This window comes from [Mannheimia] succiniciproducens MBEL55E (assembly GCF_000007745.1).
Classification (GTDB): domain Bacteria; phylum Pseudomonadota; class Gammaproteobacteria; order Enterobacterales; family Pasteurellaceae; genus Basfia; species Basfia succiniciproducens.
Map to the genome: position 1 here is coordinate 1,765,124 of NC_006300.1, position 20,184 is coordinate 1,785,307.

General features: G+C 41.8%; 20 protein-coding genes. 2 read left to right on the top strand and 18 right to left on the bottom strand.

Features of this window, described 5'->3' with window-relative positions:
• Positions 1–21: 21 nt before the first annotated feature.
• From MS_RS08120 to clpB, 13 genes are all read right to left on the bottom strand, one after another.
• Entirely contained in the window at positions 22–1,647 is a 1,626-nt protein-coding gene (locus MS_RS08120; protein ID WP_011200936.1) for a TadE/TadG family type IV pilus assembly protein, read from the bottom strand.
• A gap of 22 nt (positions 1,648–1,669) precedes the next feature.
• On the bottom strand, positions 1,670–2,257 hold the full coding sequence (tadF, locus tag MS_RS08125; RefSeq protein ID WP_041639958.1) for a tight adherence pilus pseudopilin TadF: 588 nt from the start codon (positions 2,255–2,257) through the stop codon (positions 1,670–1,672).
• Entirely contained in the window at positions 2,226–2,771 is a 546-nt protein-coding gene (locus MS_RS08130; RefSeq protein WP_011200938.1) for a TadE/TadG family type IV pilus assembly protein, read from the bottom strand. The genes tadF and MS_RS08130 overlap by 32 nt, the downstream gene beginning before the upstream one ends.
• Before the next feature lie 27 nt (positions 2,772–2,798).
• The gene (locus MS_RS08135; protein ID WP_011200939.1) at positions 2,799–3,566 is read right to left on the bottom strand and encodes a tetratricopeptide repeat protein; all 768 of its coding nucleotides are present in this window, start codon (positions 3,564–3,566) and stop codon (positions 2,799–2,801) included.
• Positions 3,559–4,413 carry a type II secretion system F family protein gene (locus MS_RS08140; protein ID WP_041639961.1) on the bottom strand — a complete coding sequence of 285 codons (855 nt, stop codon included), beginning with the start codon at positions 4,411–4,413 and terminating at the stop codon, positions 3,559–3,561. Before MS_RS08140 ends, MS_RS08135 begins: the two co-directional genes overlap by 8 nt.
• Positions 4,410–5,291 carry a type II secretion system F family protein gene (locus MS_RS08145; protein ID WP_011200941.1) on the bottom strand — a complete coding sequence of 294 codons (882 nt, stop codon included), beginning with the start codon at positions 5,289–5,291 and terminating at the stop codon, positions 4,410–4,412. Before MS_RS08145 ends, MS_RS08140 begins: the two co-directional genes overlap by 4 nt.
• The gene (locus MS_RS08150) at positions 5,288–6,568 is read right to left on the bottom strand and encodes a CpaF family protein (protein WP_011200942.1); all 1,281 of its coding nucleotides are present in this window, start codon (positions 6,566–6,568) and stop codon (positions 5,288–5,290) included. The genes MS_RS08145 and MS_RS08150 overlap by 4 nt, the downstream gene beginning before the upstream one ends.
• A 15-nt stretch (positions 6,569–6,583) precedes the next feature.
• The gene (locus tag MS_RS08155) at positions 6,584–7,705 is read right to left on the bottom strand and encodes a hypothetical protein (RefSeq protein ID WP_011200943.1); all 1,122 of its coding nucleotides are present in this window, start codon (positions 7,703–7,705) and stop codon (positions 6,584–6,586) included.
• A gap of 18 nt (positions 7,706–7,723) precedes the next feature.
• A complete protein-coding gene (locus tag MS_RS08160; protein WP_011200944.1) occupies positions 7,724–9,100 on the bottom strand; it encodes a type II and III secretion system protein family protein in 1,377 nt (458 codons plus the stop codon).
• 36 nt (positions 9,101–9,136) lie between these two features.
• Positions 9,137–9,913, bottom strand: coding sequence for a hypothetical protein (locus MS_RS08165; RefSeq protein ID WP_011200945.1), 777 nt, complete (start codon positions 9,911–9,913; stop codon positions 9,137–9,139).
• 36 nt (positions 9,914–9,949) lie between these two features.
• Positions 9,950–10,387, bottom strand: coding sequence for an A24 family peptidase (locus MS_RS08170; protein ID WP_041640227.1), 438 nt, complete (start codon positions 10,385–10,387; stop codon positions 9,950–9,952).
• A gap of 78 nt (positions 10,388–10,465) precedes the next feature.
• Positions 10,466–10,693: a Flp family type IVb pilin gene (locus MS_RS08175; protein WP_011200947.1), complete on the bottom strand. Its 228-nt coding sequence runs from the start codon at positions 10,691–10,693 to the stop codon at positions 10,466–10,468.
• Between the two features lie 682 nt (positions 10,694–11,375).
• A complete protein-coding gene (clpB, locus tag MS_RS08180) occupies positions 11,376–13,946 on the bottom strand; it encodes an ATP-dependent chaperone ClpB (RefSeq protein ID WP_011200948.1) in 2,571 nt (856 codons plus the stop codon).
• Positions 13,947–14,181: 235 nt separating this feature from the next.
• Here clpB and dapF point away from each other — a divergent pair, with 235 nt between their 5' ends.
• On the top strand, positions 14,182–15,006 hold the full coding sequence (gene dapF, locus MS_RS08185) for a diaminopimelate epimerase (protein ID WP_011200949.1): 825 nt from the start codon (positions 14,182–14,184) through the stop codon (positions 15,004–15,006).
• An 80-nt stretch (positions 15,007–15,086) separates the two neighbouring features.
• Positions 15,087–15,788 carry a DUF484 domain-containing protein gene (locus MS_RS08190; RefSeq protein ID WP_041640228.1) on the top strand — a complete coding sequence of 234 codons (702 nt, stop codon included), beginning with the start codon at positions 15,087–15,089 and terminating at the stop codon, positions 15,786–15,788.
• Positions 15,789–15,830: 42 nt separating this feature from the next.
• Here the strand turns inward: MS_RS08190 and panF are convergent, their stop codons facing one another.
• From panF to aroQ, 5 genes are all read right to left on the bottom strand, one after another.
• On the bottom strand, positions 15,831–17,264 hold the full coding sequence (gene panF / locus MS_RS08195; protein ID WP_011200951.1) for a sodium/pantothenate symporter: 1,434 nt from the start codon (positions 17,262–17,264) through the stop codon (positions 15,831–15,833).
• The gene (locus tag MS_RS08200; protein WP_011200952.1) at positions 17,261–17,539 is read right to left on the bottom strand and encodes a YhdT family protein; all 279 of its coding nucleotides are present in this window, start codon (positions 17,537–17,539) and stop codon (positions 17,261–17,263) included. Before MS_RS08200 ends, panF begins: the two co-directional genes overlap by 4 nt.
• A 72-nt stretch (positions 17,540–17,611) precedes the next feature.
• Complete coding sequence (accC, locus tag MS_RS08205; protein ID WP_011200953.1) at positions 17,612–18,958, bottom strand: acetyl-CoA carboxylase biotin carboxylase subunit; 1,347 nt, start codon at positions 18,956–18,958, stop codon at positions 17,612–17,614.
• Between the two features lie 66 nt (positions 18,959–19,024).
• Positions 19,025–19,483, bottom strand: coding sequence for an acetyl-CoA carboxylase biotin carboxyl carrier protein (gene accB / locus MS_RS08210; RefSeq protein WP_011200954.1), 459 nt, complete (start codon positions 19,481–19,483; stop codon positions 19,025–19,027).
• 170 nt (positions 19,484–19,653) lie between these two features.
• A complete protein-coding gene (aroQ, locus tag MS_RS08215; RefSeq protein WP_011200955.1) occupies positions 19,654–20,106 on the bottom strand; it encodes a type II 3-dehydroquinate dehydratase in 453 nt (150 codons plus the stop codon).
• Positions 20,107–20,184 lie beyond the last annotated feature (78 nt).

Genomic DNA, 20,184 nt, shown 5'->3' on the forward strand with positions numbered 1-20,184 from the left:
CGCAGTGACTGAGGGGGGAAACTAATTACTATAATAAGTCGGTTCTTTATAGGTTGAGTGACCGACTTCTTCCACCAATCCGATTATTTTTCTGAAAGATTCTAAAAGTTCTTCCTTGTTATTAGCAACATAATAATATTTACCTACACATTTTTCCCATGCCGCTTTTTGCGTGCCTGACGGACCGTAACCAAAAGCAACAAAGCCGATACGGGTCGGTTGTTCCAGATAAGTCTTATCCTGTAATGAATTTAGTTTGCTTTTGATTTTCTCGCACATTCCTTGGTTAATTAATGTACTCGTAATATTTAATGAGCTGCTGGCATTATTAATTTGATCCTCCCCATCAGAAAGCACCAATATAATTCGCTGTGTATTAGCACCTAATTTACTTGGTTGAGCGTTTTCATCCGGGTTTGTATTCATTAATAAATTAGCACCAATTAACAAGCCGGAACTGGATAATGTCGCACCCAAAGCCGGAACTCGATTAAACCGGCTAACAAGATCTGCCGATTCATTTTTTCCCGCCCAAATATAAGTCGAATTAATACGGGTATTTGCGCTACCTAAACACCATGAATTTTTACTAAAATACATAAGGGAACTCAAATCTTTTCCGTCAAAAGAATTAATTGATTCAATTGTTTTATCATAATCAACAAATGCATCAAAATACTGTGCTAATGTTGCATAAGAATAACGTTGCTGGTTACTACCTACATAAGAAAGCAGTTCGGAATACTGCATAGTAGTATTGTAATAACCTCCATAATAGTTGTTATTACGGATTGTTATGCTTGGCTTTATTTCATAAGGCAAATAACATTGAGCAGTATTATTTTGCTGTTGCGCTCCAAACGCAAATGACGTAAAGCCGATTCGATTGTATTGGCTGATAACTTTGCCTTCTTCAGTGTTATTTTGCTCAAGAAGCTCTTTGGCAATTGCGGAAACGACTTCTCTAAGAATATCTATTTTAGCAGTACCATATTTTGTACCGCTCACACTAGAATTCATTGAGCCACTCAAGTCCGCTACTAACATTAGATCAATAGGGATAATTTCATCCAGATTTTTCTGTATATAGATTTTATTAGCGTTAATGGTTGTTGTTTCGGCAAAACTAAGCCCGTTATTTTTACCGAGATAGAGCCAGGAAGGGCGCTCGAATTTGCCGGATATTTCACAAGCGATACTCTTTAATTGTTCGCCGTTTGGACCTTGCAGGTTGTTGCATTGATAGTCATATTTATCGCTGATTTTTAGATTATCCTTAAAATAGGTTGAGGGGTAATAATAGTGACGGACTAATCCGCTCACCAACTCTTGGTTACGTTTGTATTTTTGTGCCGAAAAGGTGTCGCTGAAGCCTTCTAATTCTTCTTTAGTCACCGTTTGACGAAGTACATCCGCATGCTTTTGATTTGTCGTTCTGAAATCATTATTCTCCGCCATTAACGCCAGCCCCGCCTGTTCTATTCCCTGTGAAAAACGGGCTTTATCCAGCAACATTCCCGAACCGTCAACAGTTAACGCCACTAAACCGATTAAAAAAAATGACAATATTCCCATGATCACCGCATAGGCACCGTCTTCGTTTTGAAAAAATTGCTTTAACTTGATGAAATAATGATATTTTTTCATAGCAAATTTCCTACTTGGCAGATTAACGGGAAACCGTAATAGAAGAAGAACGTATCGTCTCTTTCATATTTTTTGCCACACCCGGCACCAGCGCGCTGAAAAAGCTGTAATTAGGCACGCAAACGGTAACCTGATATAAAGGGATTTTTCTTGTATCGTTGATTTCGGATCGCGGCGAGAGATTTTCCAACCCTTGCAAACTATCATAAGGTTCGCATTTTGCACTGTCTCCGATTATGCGGTAAACCGAATTTTGCGGTGCCAAATATTCCAATACGACATAAATTTCTTTATTGCTGTTTTTATCGCCAAAAGCCATTCGCTTGGCAAGCAATTTAAAGTTGTTTACGTCGCGATTCACATTTTCGGTCGCTAAATTTTCTTTACCGTCGTATAGCTGGGTTCGTTCGCGCAAAATATTAGCCAAAGAATAAGAAATATTATCCAACCGCCCGGTTGTGGAACGTAACATTGCCAAATCCGTCATAAAAGCCAGAATCAGAATCAGCAAAATCAGCATAAATACGAATTCAATGGTAACGGAGCCGCGCTGCTGGCGAATAAAACGGCGTAAAGGGCTAATTGTTGTATCGGAATGAAGGACGTTCATATTCTTGCACCACAAAAATCTCCCGGTTAAACATCGGGTTAATCCATTGTTCGGAAATAAAAGGCAACGGCACTAAAAAGCGATAACTATAACTTAAACTGTAACGCGCGATACTGGCGTCCGCACCGGTCGGCGAAACGGCTACGCCGTTAACTATAGTAGGCTGTCTGAAAACTTCATTAACCAAATCATCAACGGATTCCGCATATTCAACCTTCACGTCGATTTTCTCGTCCCTCACATCAAAAAAAGCCAATACCGCATTATTTTGCTGTTGATGTTGTTGCTCTAATACCGTTCTAAACAAGCTGGCGTAATCATTATTTTCCGCCCGTTGGTTTTTGGTTATGCGCACACTTTCCGTTAACAGATAATCCCAATAAGAGGTGAATAATGTTAAGCGGGCAAGTTCGAGAATCATAAATACAACCATAAAGAAAAGACCCACCGTCAAGGTGAATTCGATAGAAGAAACCCCCTTGCGGCAAGATAATAATTTTCTTATTTTGTTCATATGACATTCTCGGCTGAAATCAAAACATTATTTTTTATAACGGGCAGTCGTAACTTTATTAGGGACTTTTTCGGTTTTCTTTAACGCATTAACTAAATCTTCCGGCGAAGTATTTAACCGCTCTTTTTTTATAATATCCAAAGCGTAATTAGTGTCGCCGCTTTTCACCAGCGCAAAAACCAGATTATGTACCAAGCGCTGTTCTTTTGCGCCATTTAAATATTGAGGTAATAATAGATTTACCGCATTTTTATAATCACCGTTAATAATTTTTAACATTGCGAGATTATTAATAGCGATAACGTCGTTAATAAAGCGGTTTCTGGCGGAATTAATATCCTGCTCGGCATTTTTATATTTTCCTAATTGCGCATTTGCAATACCGCGCAAATTATAGGCTTCGGAATTATGCGGATATTTACTTATTAACATGGAAGCCGAACTGATTGCCTCATTATAATTCTGTAATTGAATTAAATTACGAATTTGCAAAATAGTGGCTGACTGAAAATAAAGATTTTGTTCATTTAATAAAGGCTGTAAATAATCCAATGAAGATTGGCTGTCACCTTTTTGATAATAAGTAAGCGCTAATTTATAACGAACGGAATTATCTTCCGTTGTTTTTAACTGTTCGCGGTAAAGGGAAATCAAACCGTTATAATTGTTAGTGGAATGATAGAGTTTTTCTTTTGCGACAAAACTCTCGGAATCGCTCATAGGGAGACCTGAGCAACCGCCAAGTGCAAAAATTAAAGATAAAAATAATGCTTTTTTCATTGAGTTGTTAAACATTTGGAAATACCCTCATCACACCAGGTGCGACAATTAAAATAATAATCGGAAACATAATAAATAAAATTAAAGGCACGCTCATCTTAGCGGAAAGCGTACCTAACTGTTCTTCGATGGTCAGTAGTTGAAGTTCCCGCATATCTGACGATAATTGCAATAAATGACTATAAATCGAAGAACCGAAATTTAAACTTTGTTGCAATACGGTAGTAAACATACGGATTTCTCTGGTCGGCAAAGAAACGGCCAAGGTATCCAATGCCGACGGTAGACCGATAATTTCCGCCTTACGGATAATTCTGAGCATGACGTAACTTAAATCCGGATTCAGAATCTTAAAATCCTCCGCCACACGTAATAACGCAGCATTAATAGTCATCCCGGTTTGTACGCAAATCGCCACCAAATCCACAAAACCGGGCAAATCGGTCATCATGTTTTTTATTTTGCGTTTTAAAATCATGTTGGCGAGAGAGCCGGGAATTAAAATCACCAAAACAAAAATAACCGCACCGGCAATTGCCAGGCTTTTTCTTTCCGCATCCAGATTAAAAAGCGCGTAAATACCGGTTAATATTAAAGTAATAAAAAGTTTCACTTTAATATTTTTATCTATGGTGCTTAATATATTCAAAAATTTATTATTAGTAATAATTAATTGTTCTAACTCAACTTGCTGTTGATTTTTATTTTTCTGCGTTTCTTTATTGTTTTTTTCTTTCGGATACATACCGGAAATAATATCCTGATTTCTGCTCAATTTCTTTTTATTGGAAACCGCCAGAAAAAAAACTAAAAAACCGGATAAGGTTAATGCCAAATAAAATAACAAGGTTCCCAATATCATGTTGCTTTCCTCATTAACCACCAAATAATTCCCATACCTAAGGATTCGCTGCCTAACACATAATAAAGAATCATTCGTCCGCCCGGATCATTTAATAAAAACTCAAAATTTTCTGGCATCATAAATTTCATAAAAATAAAAAATGCCACCGGGAACGAAGCCACAATCATTGCCGACATTCTTGCCTCGGAAGTCATCGCGCTTTTTTTCTTTTCCATTTTTTTACTGTCCGCAATAACCCGCCCCAAACGCAGAATAACCTCCCGCATTTGTCCGCCTTTATCCAGATTCACCCGGATAATGGTAATAAAGAAATAATATTCTTTATAAGGATAGCGGCTATAACTGTCTTCAAAAACCGAATTGGCATCCTCGCCGATAGCCAAACGTTTATGAATCGCGGTGAATTCCTCGCCAATCTGCCCGCTGATATCTTTGCCGCAACGTTCCAAAGCTTGTAATAAACCGGCTCCCGAAGAAGTTGCCGAATTAAGAATTTGAATCACTTCCGGAAACATTTCCTCAAATTCTTTTCTATTTCGCCGTTGCCCCAATTTCCATACGATAATAAAAAACAGAACGAGAAAAACGCCTAAGAAAATAAATTTATCAACTTTTATATATAAATAATTTAAAGTGTGAAAAAAGAAAAAAATAATTAAGGTTAACAATACGTTTCTTAATAAATTCCGTTCATTCCCAGCCGTAAAATAATATTTCCAAAGTGCGGTCTTAAATTTAATATTTTTGAAAAACTCGTTAATAGTTTTAAATGAATCATCATTCTGATTAATCTTCTTTTTAGCAGAATTTAAATTAAGCGCCGTATAAGTAAATAACAGCAAACTGAAGATAATAATCAGATAATACAAAATCATTGCAAACCCTCGAATATACTTTGCAACTCATTGCTTAAATTAAATATTTGCGCGTTCTGGTACACCACGGAATTGGATAACAAGCCGTGAGAAATAAACTCACCGATAATTTTTCCGTTTTCATCCCGGTATTTACTCGGCTGATAAGTGAAAATATCCTGTAAAACAATATGTCCGCTTTCCATTCCCATGATTTCCGTAATATTGGTGATTTTTCTCGAACCGTCATTTAAGCGGGAAGCCTGCACAATAATATTCACCGCGGCGGCGATATTGCGTCGAATCGCCTCAAGAGGCAAAGAGGCGTTTGCCATCATCACCATACTTTCCAGACGGGAAGTGGCGTCTCGAGGACTATTGGCGTGCAGGGTAGACATTGAACCGTCATGCCCGGTATTCATTGCCTGCAACATCTGGAACGCTTCCGCACCGCGGCATTCCCCCACAATAATCCGTTCCGGGCGCATCCGCAACGCATTAATAACTAAGTCCTGCATGGTAATGGCACCGGTTCGCTCAACACCGGCAATCCGGGTTTCCAAGCGCACCACATGGGGCTGTTCTAAACGTAATTCCGCCGTATCTTCTAAAGTAATCACCCGTTCCGTATGAGAAATATAATTGGATAAAGCGTTTAATAACGTGGTTTTGCCCGAACCCGTCCCGCCGGAAACGATTATGTTCACCCGGGAACGGGCGGCGATAATCAGAAAATTTGCCATTTCCAGCGTCATGGATCCGAAATTCACCAATTCCTGTAAAGATTTTTTATTTTTGCTGAATTTACGAATGGAAATGGAGGTACCGTCTAAAGCGATAGGCGGCACTACCACGTTTAAACGGCTACCGTCCGGCAGGCGCGAATCCACCAGCGGCGAACCGTCGTCAATCCGGCGCCCTACTCGCGCCACCAGCCGTTTAGCAATATCCGTCAGCTGTTCGTTATTAATAAATTGCTTGTTGGTTTTTTCCAGAATACCGGCTCGCTCAATCCATACGTCATCCGGGCCGTTCACCAGAATATCGTTTATCGTGTCATCTTCCATTAATTCCCGTAACGGACCGTAACCTGTGATTTCATCGGCAATAATCTCCGCCATACCGGAAGCGTCAAGGGCGGTAAGATAATGTCCGTGCTGATTGCTGACCTGATAAACAATCTGCACCAGTTCGTCAACCAATTTACCGTATTCACTCTGAATTTCGTCAAGTTTCTCAATATCCAGATTGCTCAACACTTCATTACGGAAAAAAACTTGTTGCTCTTTAGTTAACATAGAACGCCTTCATATCTAACGATTGAATAACAGACGATAAAGCCCCTTAAACAGGCTTTTATTTTCATTGTTCAAATTATTCCGCGACAATACGCCGATAATTTTCATTGCCAGAGTATAAAAAGATTTTTTGTGGGCTTTGCTCAAATTTAATGCCAATATGGTTTTAGCTTCGGTGTTTTTAATAAAAGGAATCACCGCATCCACCGTCGCGCCCAATAGGGTCTCAATATCCGATTTTGCCATTAGTTTTTCACTTTTCGGCTTATGATCGGAAATGCAAACGAACACTCGGACCGCCTGATTGGTAAGGCTGCGCAGGCGATCGCATTGTTCCAGGAACTGTTTCGCCACACGCAGTGCACCGATTCGGCGCTCTACCACTAACACAAAGCTGTTGCTGTATTTAAAAAATTCGGGATACAGATCTTTATCAATATTAAAGATCGGCTGATCATAAATAACAAAATTATATTTTTCCGTTACTTTATCATTCAGCCCCTGAGGCACTCCGTTAAAAATATCAAGATATTCGTCATATTTGGCAATATCGCCCTGTAATTTTTTATCAAAAGCAAGATCCAAATCCTGTGAGCCGTTAGGGCCTTGCGCAAGCAACACCGGCACTTTTTTCTTGCTGATAATCTGGTTGGCAATATGGGTTGCAATTAAGCTACTGCCGATTCCGCCTTTGCAGCCTAATACACAAACGTTCACGGTATGTCTGGTATGAGGAATGCTGATTTTTGATGAGGTAATTTTTTCCATCATCAAATGCAATTGCGTATCCGCATGGAAATATAAAATCCCGGTATCCGCTAAATTTTGCGCCAAGGTAATGGAATCGGAATTGCCCACCGCACAAATCCAAAGGTTTTGCGGCACAATGGCGGTGATATGTTCCGCAATTAACGAAACATCCGTTTCATCTTTTATATCAATAATCATGCCGATAATGTCTTCGGGGCTAAAAGCGATATCCGCAGAAAGAAAATGGCGCTTGCGTTGTTCGACATTTTCAAAACCGCGAGTGCGCAATAGCTGCGACACATTGTTTTGCATTTCCTCCGAATCCGACAACACCACAATTTTACGGGCGCCGTTTTGGTTAGATTGATTCTTATCAAGTAATAACATGATTAACCCCGCCCGGAATTATTGGATAAATCCGCCGTTTTTCATAAAATTTGTCGTTAATGTTTTATGGTAAACATTCTTAAACGGCGTTAAATTGAAAAAGCGTTCTAACGTACCGGTTTGCTCAAATGAAGGATAAATTACCTTTTCCGCATCGTTTGGCGTAACTAAATTAACCGTTGCCACCACTACCAATTCTTTAGTTTCGCGAGAAGTTGTCACACTGCGGAAAAACGCTCCCAAGATTGGAATATCACCAAACAGAGGAACCTTTGAAACCCCTTCTAAATCACTGGAACTGAGCAAACCGCCGATAATAAAGCTTTCGCCGTTACCCACTTCAAAGGTGGATTTCGCGCGGCGGGTTTGGAAATAAGGAATATCCCCCACACTTGTATAGGTGTAATTACCCGCCAAAGTGCTGACCTCTTGCGCTAAAACGATCCGAACCTGATCATTTTTTTGCACTTTGGCGCCTACCATCAGCTTTACCCCGAAATCTTTATAAATAATGCTCGTGTTGCCGTCACTGTCCCGCTGAGCAAAAGGCACTTCGCCCCCCACCAAAATATCGGCGGTTTCGCCCGATAACATCGAAATATTGGGTTCGGCTAAAATTTTACCGTTATTCGCATTATTAACCGCGGTGATAAATGCGCTTAACCGGTTAGCGTTAATCAATGCGATTGAACCTGTAGTGCCGTCGAATCCGCCCGAATATCCGTTAGCGCCGGAAGTCCAGTTCTCCAGTACGGAACCGGATAAATGCTCCCATTTTATGCCGAGCGAATCGGAGAAATTTTTATTCACCTCGGCAACCGTTAATTTCACATTGATTTGTTTGGTCTTGTCGATATTCGTATTATTAATCACACCGTTATACTCATATTTATCCAAAAACGGTATTTTCTCATCAGACATACCATTACCGCGTTTTAATGTGGTTTCGGTAACTTTAGGCGCAACACCGATAGCCTCTCCCACAATACGGTTTACTTCTTCACTTTCGTGCTGGGTATTTGCTTTTCCTTCAATGACATAGGCTTTCCCTAATTTTTTTACCTGTAGGTTACTATTAGGAAAGCGGGCTTTAATTTGTTTATTGGTATCAACAATATTATTAATTAAAGCATTCACATTCAGCGTATCGGTATATAAAATATTGCCGTTTGCATCAAATGCCGTTACATCCGTGGTACCCTCCTGTTTGCCGTAAACCATAAAACTGTAATCGTCTACAATTTCATAATCGGCGACTTCGGAAGAAGAAACAAAAATCGTATCGATTTTTTTATCCAGCTCAATATATTTGCTTGTTCCCTGTTCCAAATACATGGGTTTTGCGAAAATCGGAGCGGCGCAAACCAACATAAATGCCGTTAGCGCGGCAGTCATTATTTTTCTTGTTATCTGTTTACAAATCGGCATAGGTTATTGACCTCTCAATTCTCTAATAAAAATGCCACGGTGATTCGGCTCACCCTGCTTCCATATATTGTTGGGGAATAAAATTAAATTGGCGCCCTTAGGTAGGGAGTAAAACTTTTGCAGTTGCTGCGCGTTAAGCTTGACGCTAATATACCCGACGATATTTCTATCCATTAATTTCTCATCTTGTCCATAAATTTTGCTTTGCAGAACCACCGTATCGCCAACCAGTTTAATCAGTTCCGTACGTTCCTTATTGTTTTTACCACCGGCAATTTGCTGGCTGCCAACAGAAACATGGCTCCCCGCCCGTAAAGTATCAAAAATATAACCATTCTCAGCTTTAATATAAATGCGGTACGCTACTTCCTGCATTGGATCAAGGCTCGACAGCAAATAGTCCGGATGTTGAGGGGAAAGCAATAAATCCGGCGATAAAAACGAACCGACTTGCAGAGTTTGTTTTGCCAGATAACCCTGCAAAGAGGAATTTTCATTGTTTGCCAACCAGGCTTTTAAATCGAAATTAGCCCTTGCATCATCGGAATCTACCGTTAGTTCGCTTAAGGCATAATCCTCCGCTTGCAATAATGTGCCTTGCGGGATTTGGCGGGTAGTTTGGGCAATAAGAATAGAGATTTGCGATTTAGGGGCGGTTTTTTCGCTCGTGGTCTGTTGCTGCGGTGTATTCGGGCTTTCCTCAGGCAGCATAAAAAACAAGCCGCTAAGCCCCATTGCGAGAATAAGGAATGAAATAAAAAACAGCACTCGATAATTCATATTATATCCTTTTACATTCTCCCGGGAATTTACCTGCTAAGAAGCAAACAACCACAAGGTGGCCAAATATCCCGAACTAATGGCAACGCCGTAAGGCAATCCCTTTTGTTTAATGGATTGGCGAAAAAAAAGCCAACCGATAATAATTAACAAAAGACCAAAAACTGCGGTCAGAAAAAAGAAAGAAATAAGCTGTGCAGGAGGAATTGAAAGCATTAACACCGCAATCAATTTGGCATCGCCGCCGCCCATCACTTTCAGCATAAATAAAATAAAACAGACGGCAAGCCCGATAGCTCCTTGCAACACAAATACCTGTTCATATTTCAGCCAACTTAACGCAACCATGGTAAAAAACAGACTGATAATTACCCGGTTGCCGATAATTCTTGATTTAATATCCGTCCAACTTAAATAAATCAGTTGCAAAACAGCGATTAAATAAAGCCCTATAGTGAGTTGGTTGGTTAGCATAAAAATAAAACTATATTTTTTAGTTGTTAATATAAGTAGGCACACGCTGGACGCGTGCGCCATCTAAATAAGATATAACTATTCTTTGAATGTAGCATTTCCTACGCTTTTGCTTACATCTGAGAATTTTTCTTTTAAGCTTTGTACGAAACTTGTATCATCTGCGAACACATAAACGATAAATGCCGCCATAACTACTGCAATCAAACCATATTCGATTGCAGTTACGCCTTTATGATCCTGTTTGAAACGACGGATAGCTTCCGTTGTCGCAATATAGGTTTTGGTTGTTAAATTGGTTAACATAGATTTCTCCTGATTTTATTTGGATTCTTTATATTGCTGATTGCGATCAACATAAATTGATCGCCGATTACATAGAACCATAAGCTTTTAAGTAAACTTATGTAAATTTATGTAAGCTCGTGAATGCTATCATGGATTTAAATATTAATTCAACCATAACTGATTGTATTTTATACAACTTTTTAATAAAAATTAAAAAAATCAAATATAGATCACATTTTTTATGTGAAATTTAAGCGGGTTTTATTAGTAGTTTTAATAAGTTTTGTAAATTTAATGTAAATTTATGTATATGTAATTAGCCGTTTTTTTATGTCTGCCCCCCTCAGTCACTACGTGACAGCTCCCCCAGCTTCGTGGGGGAGCGAAAAGAGTTAGAATCATAACCATCGGCTACAACATTTATGTCCTGTCTAAGGTAGTTGTTTTTAAAATTAACCGTTAATCGATATATGATCCGCCATGATTTGGAAACGACAGAATAACGACCAACGCACTTATTTATTGAAAACTGTGGCATTAACCCATACATTTTTCGCTCCCCCCTTTATGGGGGGAGCTGTCACGCAGTGACTGAGGGGGGGGCGGATTTTCCAGTGTCTACAACACTTCAAAAAAGCCCCAAAAAAATACCGCACTTTTATCTCTAAAAGTGCGGTATAAATTGACAGAATTTTATATTTTACTGTTTCGCAACCACTTTGCCGTCTTCGTAATCCACGGTAACAGGTTTTGCCGGTAATAATTTGCCGGACAAAATTTGTTGTGCCAACGGATTTTCGATTTCCTGCTGAATTGCGCGTTTGAGCGGTCTTGCTCCGTAAACCGGATCGTAACCGACTTCGCTGATAAAATCCAACAAGGTTTCGCTAAAGTTAATTGCATAACCGTGTTGCTCCATACGTTTGGTTAAGCGGGCTAATTGGATTTGTGCAATCGCCTTGATGTTTTCTTTCGCTAACGGATGGAATACCACGGTTTCATCAATACGGTTGATGAATTCCGGACGGAAATGTTGGCCGACCACCGACATCACGATTTCCTTCATGCCTTCATAACCAAGATCTTTATTTTCCTGAATTAAATCCGATCCTAAGTTTGATGTCATAATCACCACGGTATTGCGGAAATCTACGGTTCTGCCCTGTCCGTCGGTTAAACGCCCGTCATCCAATACTTGCAATAAAATATTGAATACGTCGTGATGGGCTTTTTCCACTTCATCCAATAAAATCACGGAATACGGACGGCGGCGCACCGCTTCGGTTAAATAACCGCCTTCTTCATAACCCACATAACCCGGAGGAGCCCCCACCAAACGGGATACGCTGTGTTTTTCCATAAACTCGGACATATCGATACGCACCATGGCGTTTTCATCGTCGAACATAAAGTTCGCCAGCGTTTTACAAAGCTCGGTTTTACCCACCCCGGTAGGCCCTAAAAACAGGAAGGAGCCAATCGGACGGTTCGGGTCGGAAAGCCCCGCACGGCTACGACGAATGGCGTTCGCCACCGCTTCCACCGCTTCACCTTGCCCGATAACGCGTTTATGTAATTCCTCTTCCATACGCAATAATTTTTCTTTTTCGCCTTCCATCATGCGGGAAACCGGAATACCGGTTGCGCGGGAAAGTACCTGGGCGATTTCTTCGTCGGTCACGCGGTTACGCAACAGACTCATTTCCTTGCCTTCTGCGCTATCTGCCGCTGCAAGTTGTTTTTCCAATGCCGGAATCGTGCCGTATTGCAATTCGGACATTTTATTCAAATCGCCGGCGCGACGTGCCTGTTCCATTTGCGTACGGGCGCTTTCAAGCTCGGCTTTAATATGTTGCGTGCCGGAAAGGGCGGCTTTTTCACTTTTCCAGACTTCTTCCAGCTCCGCATATTCCCGTTCTTTTTCGCTTAATTCTTTTTCAAGCATATCCAAACGCTTGCGGCTTGCTTCGTCTTCTTCTTTCTTCAATGCCTGTTGTTCAAGTTTTAATTGAATAATACGACGATCCAAACGATCTAACGGCTCAGGTTTGGAATCGATTTCCATACGAATGCTGGATGCCGCTTCATCAATCAGATCGATCGCTTTATCCGGTAATTGACGATCGGAAATATAGCGATGAGAAAGCGTTGCCGCCGCTACGATTGCCGGGTCGGTAATTTGCACGTGATGGTGCAGCTCATAACGCTCTTTCAAACCGCGCAGAATGGCAATGGTGTCTTCCACTGTCGGTTCATCTACAAATACTTTTTGGAAACGGCGTTCAAGTGCGGCGTCTTTTTCGATGTATTGACGATATTCGTCTAAAGTCGTCGCCCCTACGCAATGCAATTCGCCACGGGCAAGAGACGGTTTTAATAAGTTGCCCGCATCCATAGCGCCGTCGGTTTTACCGGCTCCTACCATGGTGTGAATTTCATCGATAAACAAAATCACCTTGCCTTCTTCTTGCGCCAGCTCTTTTAATACCGCTTTCAAACGTTCTTCAAATTCGCCGCGGTATTTTGCCCCGGCAATTAAAGCACCCATATCAAGGGAAAGTACGCGTTTGCCTTTCAACCCTTCCGGCACTTCGCCGTTTACGATACGTTGAGCCAACCCTTCTACGATAGCGGTTTTACCTACACCGGGCTCACCGATCAACACCGGGTTATTTTTAGTACGGCGTTGTAACACCTGGATTGCACGACGAATTTCTTCATCACGACCGATTACCGGGTCAAGCTTGCCGCTTTCCGCCCGCTCGGTTAAGTCAATAGTATATTTTTCAAGAGCCTGACGGCTTTCTTCCGCATTTTGATCATTCACGCTTTGTCCCCCACGAATGGTTTTAATCGCTTGTTCTAAACTTTCTTTTTTTGCACCGCACTTTTTAAGTAAATCGCCAAGGCTGCCTTTTTCTTCCAATGCGGCCAGTAAAAATAATTCCGATGAAATAAATTTATCATTGTTGCGCTGTGCAATTTTGTCGCACAAATTCAATAAATTCAGTAGCTGACGGGAAATCTGCACATCTCCGCCGTTGCCGGAAACCTGCGGCAATTTATTGATTTCACTATTTAATTCCGCTTTCAACGCCCCGACATTCACGCCGGCGGAAGTCAAAATCGGCGCCACCGAACCGTCTTGCTGATTAATCAAGGCGCTCAGCACATGAACCGGCTCGATATACTGATTATCCTTTCCCAATGCTAATGACTGCGCTTCGGCCAATGCCTGTTGGAATTTTGTGGTAAATTTTTCGATATTCATAGTTGCCTTCCTTAAAATTCATAGAACATTTTTTGTTCACAAAACAGTAAATGAGATTAAATTCCAGCGTTTCAAGGGGAAAATAAAAAATATTTTATGTTAAATAGCAATGCTTAATCTCTTTATGCGGTCAGAATAAAGAAATGCCTATCGCTGCCGGTGTGATAATCTAATTTACTCACCCGGATTTGCCCTCTATAATGCCCGAATGCAAACAAATTTATAGGATACGAATATGCAGTTTTCAAAAATGCACGGATTAGGCAATGACTTTGTTGTGGTTGATGCGGTGACACAAAATGTGTACTTCCCGGAAGAAGTGATCAAAAAACTGGCGGATCGCCATCGCGGTATCGGTTTTGACCAAATGTTGATTGTAGAACCGCCTTATGATCCGGAATTAGATTTTCACTACCGTATTTTTAATGCCGACGGTAGCGAAGTGGCGCAATGCGGTAACGGCGCCCGTTGTTTTGCCCGTTTTGTAACCCTCAAAGGGTTGACCGATAAAAAAGACATCGCGGTCAGTACCACCAACGGCAAAATGATTTTAACCGTTCAAGACGACGGTATGATTCGGGTGAATATGGGTGAGCCCGTTTGGGAACCGGCAAAGATCCCGTTTATTGCCAATAAATTTGAGAAAAACTATATTTTACGCACGGATATTCAAACCGTATTATGCGGTGCGGTGTCGATGGGCAATCCTCATTGTACGCTGGTGGTTGATGATGTGGAAACCGCAAATGTGACGGAGCTTGGCCCACTGCTGGAAAACCATGAACGTTTTCCCGAACGCGTTAATGTTGGCTTTATGCAGGTGATTAATCCGAATCACATTAAATTGCGGGTCTATGAACGGGGTGCGGGCGAAACGCAGGCTTGCGGCAGCGGCGCCTGTGCGGCGGCGGCTATCGGCATAATGCAAGGGTTATTAGAAAATAAGGTACAGGTGGATTTGCCGGGCGGCAGTTTGTGGATAGAATGGCAGGGAGAAGGCCATCCGCTTTATATGACCGGCGATGCGACCCATGTCTATGACGGTGTGATTAAGCTGTAAAATTCCTTAATTTTTAACCGCACTTTTCGCGCTCAAAGAGGGAATTTCTCTATCTGAGCGCGTTTCCAATGGTAATTAATATGAATAACGCTCAAGTTGACGAACTGGTTGTCAAACATCTTAAAGCAAATCCTCAATTTTTTGTTCAACATATTGATTTATTAGATCAACTTATCATTCCTCATGCACAAAAAGGCACACTGTCTTTAGTGGAAATGCAGTTGGAACGCCAACGGGAACGCATTAAAGAACTGGAGGCGGAATTGGCGCTTTTCGCCGATTTGGCACATCAGCAACAGGATATTTTTCTTGCGTTAATGCCGTTACAAAAACGATTGGCACAATGTAAAAATTTTCCCGAAGGCGTGGAAGAAATCAACAAATGGGCAAGAAATTTTGAACTGCAACAAGCTAAAATTTTACTTTTTAATGACTGTTGGCAGAAAAACCCCAGCGTGGGCGAAGAATTCTGGATTGATCGCAAAGGGTTTGAATTAATCCGTCTGGAACGGATCGGACTGCGCCATTTTTATTTAGGCGAACTGACCAACAAAGAGAAATCTTTATTATTTTTGCCGGAAGAATTACCCGTCGGTTCCATTGCCTGTTGTTTATTGGGAATGAAAAAAAATCAACATAAATCCACCGCACTTTTGTTATTCAGCGCAAGGGATACGGCTCATTTTCATAACGGACAGGATACCGCTTTCCTTAAACATTTGGTCAGCATTGTCGAACTGCATTTGCACCGCTGGTTAATGATTTATCAGCAAGCGGAATAATTAAGGGCGGGATAATCCGCCCGATTTTAAGCAAATTTGCTTTTAAGCCTTAATTTGTTTGCGTTCACCGATTTTATTAGCGATTAAAAACGCGATTAAACCGAACACAAGCGCCGGCACAATGGCGTGAAAATCCAATAACTTCAGTTTTGCGACGGTAAGATAAATATAGCTGCCAAGGCCCACAACCATCGAGGCAATCGCACCGTAAGCGTTGGCTTTGTTCCAATAAATACCGAGCACAATTACCCACAAAAATGCCGCTTCCAAACCGCCAAAGGCAAACAGGTTCAACCAAATAATCATATCCGGCGGATTTAAGGATAAGAATACCAAAATCACCGTGATGGTTAAGGTAATCAATGAGGAAAAACGGGAAATAAGTTTTTGATTGTTTGCTTTCTCGGGTTTCGCCGCAAGATAAATATCCTTCACAAAAATAGCGGAAGACTGAATCAGCTGCGCATCAATGGTGGACATAATAGCCGACATCGGCGCCGCTAAAAAGATCCCGGCTACAATCGGCGGCAATACTTTGATCATCAGTGTCGGGATTACTTGATCGGGTATAGTCAAATCCGGCACAATGGCTCGCCCTAACGCACCGGATAAATGCATACCAAACATAATGATCGACAAAATAATCGTGCCGATAAGCATTCCGCTGTGCAGGGCTTTGCTGTCTTTAAACGCCATACAGCGCACCGCAGTATGAGGCAAACCAACCACCCCGAAACAAACCAGTACCCAAAACGAAGTCATGAACTGAAAGTCCAGCATATTATTCGGCCCGTAAGGCGAAACCAGCTGCGGATCCACTTCTGTGAGTTTGGTGATTGCCGCCTCGGTACCGCCTGCTGCATAAATAACGGCGCCAAGCAGAATCATCGTGCCGAGAATCATCACCGTGCCCTGAATGGTATCCGTTAATACCACGGCGCGGAAACCGCCGATAAAGGTATAAAGCCCCACGGTCAGCGCAAAAATTAATAAAGACTGGGTATAATTAATGCCGATTGTAGTTTCTAGTAAACGCCCGCCGCCAATAAACTGCGTGGTCATCGCGGCAAAAAAAGCAATTAACAAGGCTATGCTGGCAATCCAAACCAAATATTTGTTTTTATAACGATAAAGTAATAAGTCATTGATGGTTAAGGCATTTGTCTCACGAGACAACATAGCGAATTTTTTACCTAATGCGCCTAGTGCCAACCAAACCGCCGGCACTTGAATCATGGCAAGCAGCACCCATCCTAAACCGTATTTATAAGCGGCACCCGGACCGCCCACAAAAGAGCTGGCACTGGCATAAGTGGAAGCTGTTGTCATCGCCAGTACAAAGCCCGTCATAGAGCGGTTTCCTACATAATATTCGGTTAAAAAATCGCCCCGCTGACGTTTCACATAGGCATAAATTGCCGCACCGAAAATAAATGCCAGATAGATAACAAGCGGAAAAATCACCCCTAAATTCATGAATTTTCTCCCGCACTTTTATCTTTGCCGCTACTTCCGGAATGATCCAAATCAATGTCCTGATAAACGATTTTAATCATCCAATAACCGATAACCACAAATAAAATCGGTAAATAAATACAGGACAATTCAAACCATAACGGAAACCCTAAAGGCCCGGCGGAACCTTTCGGCAAATAGGCGCAAACGCACCAGCCAATCACATAAAGAATCGTTAATCCCAGTGACCAACGGGCTTCTTTTTCAGCTTGCAGATAACGTTTTTGAATATTCATAACTATCCTTAGTGTAAATAACGGGAAGTAAGTATAAAAAAAAGTGGATCTAAAAATCCACTTTTCTTTTAACTATTCACCCATACCTAATTTTTTTTCCAGGTAATGAATATTGGTACCGCCTTTTTGGAAATTTTCATCTTCCAAAATCAGATTTTGCAACGGAATATTGGTTTTAATACCGTCGATAATCGTTTCGGCCAATGCGTTTTGCATGCGACGAATCGCTCCCTCACGGGTATCCGCATGCACAATTAACTTCGCAATCATGGAATCATAATGCGGAGGCACTGTATAACCGGCATAAACGTGAGAATCCCAACGCACGCCTAAACCGCCCGGCGAATGCAAATGCGCGATTTTGCCAGGCGACGGCAGGAAGGTTTTAGGATCTTCCGCATTGATACGGCATTCAATGGCATGACCGTGAACTTTAATGTCTTCCTGTTTCACCGAAAGCGGCAAGCCTGAAGCAACGCGTAATTGTTCTTTTACAATATCGACGCCGGTAATCATTTCCGTTACCGGATGTTCAACCTGAACACGGGTATTCATTTCAATGAAATAGAATTTGCCGTCTTCATATAAAAACTCGAACGTACCTGCGCCGCGATAGCCGATTTCAATGCAGGCATTGGCGCAACGCTGTCCGATATCGCGACGGATTTCTTCCGTAATACCCGGCGCCGGCGCTTCTTCCAATACTTTTTGGTGACGGCGCTGCATTGAGCAATCGCGTTCCGCCAGATACACAGCATTTCCGTGGGTATCAGCAATAACCTGGATTTCTACGTGGCGCGGGTTTTCCAGGTATTTTTCCATGTAAACCATGTCGTTATTAAATGCCGCTTTCGCTTCCGCTTTGGTCATGGCAATAGATTCTTCCAATGACTCGTCGTTACGCACCACTCGCATACCGCGACCACCGCCGCCGCCCGAGGCTTTAATAATAACCGGATAACCGATACGATTGGCGATTTGCTTATTTTTCACCATATCCGTGCCTAAAGGGCCGTCGGAACCCGGTACGCACGGCACGCCCGCTTTTTTCATGGCATTAATCGCTGAAACTTTATCACCCATTAAACGAATAACATCCGCAGTCGGACCGATAAAGGTAAAACCGGAAACCTCAACCTGTTCGGCAAAATCCGCATTTTCGGATAAAAAACCATAGCCCGGATGAATCGCGTCGGCACCCGTTACTTCCGCAGCCGCAATAATCGCCGGCACGTTCAAATAACTTTTTACCGAAGGCGCAGGACCGATACAAACCGTTTCATCCGCTAATAAAACGTGTTTTAAGTCACGATCTGCCGTAGAGTGAACCGCAACGGTTTTAATGCCCAATTCTTTACAGGCACGTAAAATACGCAATGCAATTTCACCACGGTTAGCAATAACCACTTTTTCTAACATAAGAGTATTCCAATTCGAAATTTGATCAACAAATGTAAAAAGGTGGGATAAACCCACCCTACAAGATTATTCGATAACGATTAACGGTTCGTCAAACTCAACCGCATCGCCGTCATTGACAAGAATTGCAGTGACCACACCGGCTTTATCCGCTTCAATACGGTTCATCATTTTCATTGCTTCAACGATACAAAGCGCATCACCCATTTTCACTGTTTGACCCACTTCAACGAATGCTTTTGCTTCCGGGCTTGGGCTACGGTAGAAAGTCCCTACCATCGGAGAACGAATGATATGACCGGAAAGCTCCGCTACCGCGTCAGGTGCCGCCACAGGAGCCGCCACCGGTGCATGCGGAGCCGCTACCGGCGCAGGTGCCGCAGCAGGTAAAGTATATTGAACCGCACTTGGTGCGGCCGCGCCGCGACTGATACGAACGGACTCCTCTCCTTCGGAAATTTCCAACTCCATAATGCCCGATTCTTCAACTAATTCGATAAGTTTTTTGATTTTACGAATATCCATTGCCATAATATTTTGATCCGTTTTGTTGCTAAAAATAAAAAATAACAACCGCACTTTACAATACTGAAACATGCAGTCTCAAGCGCAGTTTGCCGAGAATAGATTTATTGCCCGCAAGATTACCTGAAATTTAACCTTTTTGCGATAAATTTCTACTATTTTCGCTGAAATTATGCTTTTTTCGCTAAAAATTCGACGGCGAACTCAAATGCGCATTCATAACCCTTTGCGCCTAATCCGCAAATCACCCCTTCAGCCACATCGCTAAAATAAGAATGATGACGGAAAGGCTCGCGTTTATGAATATTCGAAAGATGAATTTCCACAAAAGGAATCGCCACCGCCAACAAGGCATCACGTAATGCCACGCTGGTATGAGTAAAGGCAGCCGGATTAATCAAAATGAAATCGACTTTTTTAAAACTTTGATGAATTTTATCAATCAGTTTTTCTTCGCTGTTGGCCTGAAAACATTCCAATTCAATATTGTTTTTTGCCGCCAACGCCTGAACATTGGCTTCAATCGCCGCTAAAGAAAGCGTACCGTAATGTTTCGGCTCTCTTGCTCCCAACATATTTAAATTCGGGCCGTTTAGCAGCAAAATACGTGATAATTGCGACATAATTATTCCTTTTTATATGAAAGGCTTGCATTATAACGATTTTTTCCTCATTTGCAGCGCCTATGTGGTCAAACCTTT

Excerpts from the sequence above, each read along its gene's own strand:
- MS_RS08160 (WP_011200944.1), bottom strand. The coding sequence starts at position 9,100 with ATGACTGCCGCGCTAACGGCATTTATGTTGGTTTGCGCCGCTCCGATT.
- accB (WP_011200954.1), bottom strand. The coding sequence starts at position 19,483 with ATGGATATTCGTAAAATCAAAAAACTTATCGAATTAGTTGAAGAATCG.
- MS_RS08155 (WP_011200943.1), bottom strand. The coding sequence starts at position 7,705 with ATGTTATTACTTGATAAGAATCAATCTAACCAAAACGGCGCCCGTAAA.
- MS_RS08130 (WP_011200938.1), bottom strand. The coding sequence starts at position 2,771 with ATGAACAAAATAAGAAAATTATTATCTTGCCGCAAGGGGGTTTCTTCT.
- MS_RS08190 (WP_041640228.1), top strand. The coding sequence starts at position 15,087 with ATGAATAACGCTCAAGTTGACGAACTGGTTGTCAAACATCTTAAAGCA.
- accC (WP_011200953.1), bottom strand. The coding sequence starts at position 18,958 with ATGTTAGAAAAAGTGGTTATTGCTAACCGTGGTGAAATTGCATTGCGT.
- MS_RS08145 (WP_011200941.1), bottom strand. The coding sequence starts at position 5,291 with ATGATTTTGTATTATCTGATTATTATCTTCAGTTTGCTGTTATTTACT.
- clpB (WP_011200948.1), bottom strand. The coding sequence starts at position 13,946 with ATGAATATCGAAAAATTTACCACAAAATTCCAACAGGCATTGGCCGAA.
- MS_RS08165 (WP_011200945.1), bottom strand. The coding sequence starts at position 9,913 with ATGAATTATCGAGTGCTGTTTTTTATTTCATTCCTTATTCTCGCAATG.
- MS_RS08170 (WP_041640227.1), bottom strand. The coding sequence starts at position 10,387 with ATGCTAACCAACCAACTCACTATAGGGCTTTATTTAATCGCTGTTTTG.
- MS_RS08140 (WP_041639961.1), bottom strand. The coding sequence starts at position 4,413 with ATGATATTGGGAACCTTGTTATTTTATTTGGCATTAACCTTATCCGGT.
- dapF (WP_011200949.1), top strand. The coding sequence starts at position 14,182 with ATGCAGTTTTCAAAAATGCACGGATTAGGCAATGACTTTGTTGTGGTT.
- panF (WP_011200951.1), bottom strand. The coding sequence starts at position 17,264 with ATGAATTTAGGGGTGATTTTTCCGCTTGTTATCTATCTGGCATTTATT.
- MS_RS08150 (WP_011200942.1), bottom strand. The coding sequence starts at position 6,568 with ATGTTAACTAAAGAGCAACAAGTTTTTTTCCGTAATGAAGTGTTGAGC.
- MS_RS08175 (WP_011200947.1), bottom strand. The coding sequence starts at position 10,693 with ATGTTAACCAATTTAACAACCAAAACCTATATTGCGACAACGGAAGCT.
- MS_RS08120 (WP_011200936.1), bottom strand. The coding sequence starts at position 1,647 with ATGAAAAAATATCATTATTTCATCAAGTTAAAGCAATTTTTTCAAAAC.
- tadF (WP_041639958.1), bottom strand. The coding sequence starts at position 2,257 with ATGAACGTCCTTCATTCCGATACAACAATTAGCCCTTTACGCCGTTTT.
- aroQ (WP_011200955.1), bottom strand. The coding sequence starts at position 20,106 with ATGTCGCAATTATCACGTATTTTGCTGCTAAACGGCCCGAATTTAAAT.
- MS_RS08135 (WP_011200939.1), bottom strand. The coding sequence starts at position 3,566 with ATGTTTAACAACTCAATGAAAAAAGCATTATTTTTATCTTTAATTTTT.
- MS_RS08200 (WP_011200952.1), bottom strand. The coding sequence starts at position 17,539 with ATGAATATTCAAAAACGTTATCTGCAAGCTGAAAAAGAAGCCCGTTGG.